Source organism: Microcoleus sp. (assembly GCF_049646505.1).
GTDB lineage: Bacteria > Cyanobacteriota > Cyanobacteriia > Cyanobacteriales > Microcoleaceae > Microcoleus.
Genome location: NZ_JBARVX010000089.1, coordinates 1 through 2,958, shown reverse-complemented (window position 1 = coordinate 2,958; position 2,958 = coordinate 1). Strand labels below are relative to the sequence as shown.

General features: G+C 50.2%; 3 protein-coding genes. All 3 read left to right on the top strand.

Annotated features, from left to right (window positions below; genetic code table 11):
- Nucleotides 1–1,063: ATP-binding response regulator (locus WBA89_RS05015; protein ID WP_424404434.1), on the top strand; the 1,063-nt coding region annotated here is incomplete at its 5' end.
- Nucleotides 1,064–1,377: 314 nt separating this feature from the next.
- On the top strand, nucleotides 1,378–1,758 hold the full coding sequence (locus WBA89_RS05010; protein ID WP_424404433.1) for an endonuclease domain-containing protein: 381 nt from the start codon (nucleotides 1,378–1,380) through the stop codon (nucleotides 1,756–1,758).
- 276 nt (nucleotides 1,759–2,034) lie between these two features.
- Complete coding sequence (locus tag WBA89_RS05005; RefSeq protein WP_424404432.1) at nucleotides 2,035–2,778, top strand: HAD family hydrolase; 744 nt, start codon at nucleotides 2,035–2,037, stop codon at nucleotides 2,776–2,778.
- Nucleotides 2,779–2,958: the final 180 nt, after the last annotated feature.

Here is a 2,958-nt window from a genome sequence, read left to right as displayed (position 1 = left end):
CGGGAAGCTCAGTGAAGCAACCGCCGCTCGCGCCCTAGAGGTGATCGAGCGGAGTGCCCTGGCGCAATCTCAGTTAATCGAAGATATCCTAGATATTTCGCGGATTACCGGCAACAAGCTCGTTCTCCATAGCAGTCCGACGGATCTGCTGTTGGTGGTGCAAGCTGCGATCGACGGGGTGCAACTATCAGCGGATGCCAAAAACATTGAAATTGTTTCGCAGTTGACTTCTGCAATTGTCTTGGGCGATGCCGATCGCTTGCAGCAAGTTGTGTGGAATATCCTGTCTAATGCGATTAAGTTTACTCCCGCCGGAGGACGAGTGGAAGTTGTCTTGGAGCCGATCGAGCTTCGCGCTCAACTTCGAGTTACCGACACGGGGAAAGGGATTGCGCCGGAGTTTTTGCCGCATATTTTCGATCGCTTCCGCCAAGGAGATTCTAGCACCACTAAGCAGAATCAAGGGCTGGGATTGGGTTTGTCGATCGTCTACCATCTTGTCGGCTTGCACGGGGGAATCGTGATTGCCGAGAGTCCGGGGGAGGGACAGGGAACTACAATAACTGTGAGATTGCCTTTGCGAGACTCGGCTGAAGTGTTGACAGGGGCGATCGATTTCCCACCAACTGTATCGGCTGCAAATTCAGGCGACGCATCTAGCGATACCGTCCCTTCTCTCGAAGGCTTGCACATTTTAGCTGTAGACGATCGCATCGATACCCGCGAGTTATTGGAATTTGTGCTCGAAAGCTACGGGGCCGAGGTTTTGACAGTTGCATCTGCCAGAAGTGCGATCGCTGCTTTGACAGAAAATCCCGGCAAATACGACGTGCTGATCTCCGATATCGCCATGCCGGAGGAAGATGGGTATTTCTTGATTCGAGAAGTGCGAGCTCTTGCTGAGGCAGCCGGAGGACAAATCCCAGCCGTGGCGCTGACTGCCTATGCGAGCGATCCCGAACGCCAAAGGGCGATCGAGGCGGGTTTTCAAACACATATTGCTAAGCCTGTGAAGCCGATTCAACTAGCATTAATTGTTGCCAATTTAGCAGGAAGATTTTAAATATTGTGGAGTCTTGATTTATGATGTTTGAGATTAGATTAGGCAGTTAAACTCTTGTCCCCCGGAGATCCCCCTAAATCCCCCGAAAGCAAGGGGGACTTTGAGTGCTTCATGTCCCCCCCTTCTTAAGGGGGGTTAGGGGGGATCTCCGGATCGAGATTAGGAGGATTATGACCAAATACGCTTGCGTTAACACTCTTTATCCACCGGAGATCCCCCTAAATCCCCCGAAAGCAAGGGGGACTTTGAGAACTCTCTTGTCCCCCCCTTGCTTTCGGGGGGCTAGGGGGGATCAATCCGAGATTAGGAGGATTATGACCAAATTAAACGACTCCAATTTCCACCTACCTTACAACCCAAAACTCATCCCTATCGCCAAGGAACTTCGGAAAAATCCAACTCCAGCCGAAAAGAAACTTTGGGAAGATTTTCTGATAAATTTCCCTTTTCGAGTTTTGAGACAGCGACCGATCGACAATTTTATTGTAGATTTTTATTGTGCTGCTTTAAGATTGGTAATTGAGGTTGATGGCGAGAGTCATTTTACCGAACAGGGGAAACAATATGATGCGGAAAGAACAGGGATTTTCGAGGGGTATGGACTGCAAGTTGTCAGGTTTACGAATGTTGATGTGTTGCAGTGTTTTGAGGGAGTTTGTCAGGAGTTGTTGGGTGCGTGCGATCGTCATTCTTAGGGCCAGATATCCCCTAGGGCGTGTTTTCAAACCCGGAGATCCCCCCCAACCCCCCTTAAAAAGGGGGGAGAAAGAAGCTCAAAGTCCCCCTTTTTAAGGGGGATGCGAGGGGGATCTCCGGGTTTGATGGATCAGGCAAGAAAACACGCCCTACTCCCCCTTAATAAGGGGAGTAGGGGGTGGGACAAGAGAGTTATGTTGCGCTAAAAACAATTGCCAAAAAGAGCGCAACATGAGACAATACAAAAAAATATAAAAATTAGGGAGTTATGATTTTTGGTAACTATTAAATGTCGCGGCATTACCTTCTCCAATATCGAAGCCGTAATCTTTGACAAAGACGGCACTCTAGAAGATTCTCAGGAGTTTTTGAGATTGTTGGGAATTAAGCGGTCGCGCTTGGCAGACGCTCAAATTCCCGGCGTGGGAGAGCCTTTACAAATGGCTTTCGGCATCGAAGGCGGCAGCATTGACCCGACGGGTTTGCTGGCCGTGGGCAGTCGCAGGGAAAATGAGATTGTGGCGGCGGGATACATCGCAGAAACTGGCAGGGGATGGTTGGAATCTTTAAGTATAGCGGGCCGCGCTTTTGATGAAGCGGACGAAATGTTTAAAAATGCTGCTACTTCTCCGATGTTTGTCGGCAGTTTGGAAGTGCTGAAAAATCTTTCGGAAGCGGGTTTGAAGCTGGGAATTCTTTCGGCTGCTACGACTGCGGGGGTGCAGAAATTTGTGAAAACTCACGAATTAAGCGCGTGGATTCAGTTAGAAATGGGTGTGGATTCTGCGGAACTTAATAAACCCGATCCGAGATTGTTTTTGCAAGCTTGCGAACAACTCGGAGTGAATCCCGCAGCAACTTTGATGGTGGGAGATTCCACGGGCGATATTCAGATGGGTAAGAATGCGGGCGCGGCTGGCTGTATCGGGATTTGTTGGGGAAATGCGGGGGTTAGTCATTTGGAAAAGGCTGATGTGGCGATCGCGTCTTTGGATGAAATAACGATCGCACCAGAGTAAACAAAGCTGACATCGCCCGACTGCTGGGGAGTTGTCAAAAATCTCGCCGCCGATTCCAGATCCCCCCGCTGCCGGGCCCGGCGGTTTCAGTCTCGGCGAAATCATCGTTTTGTAGGGGTAGTGCCCCTACAACAGAGTGAAACAGCTTCCTCGACGGCGGGAATCGGGACTGGCGAGATT

Bases quoted from the DNA above. Each gene is read 5' to 3' on its own strand.
- WBA89_RS05010 (WP_424404433.1), top strand. From the start codon at position 1,378: ATGACCAAATTAAACGACTCCAATTTCCACCTACCTTACAACCCAAAA.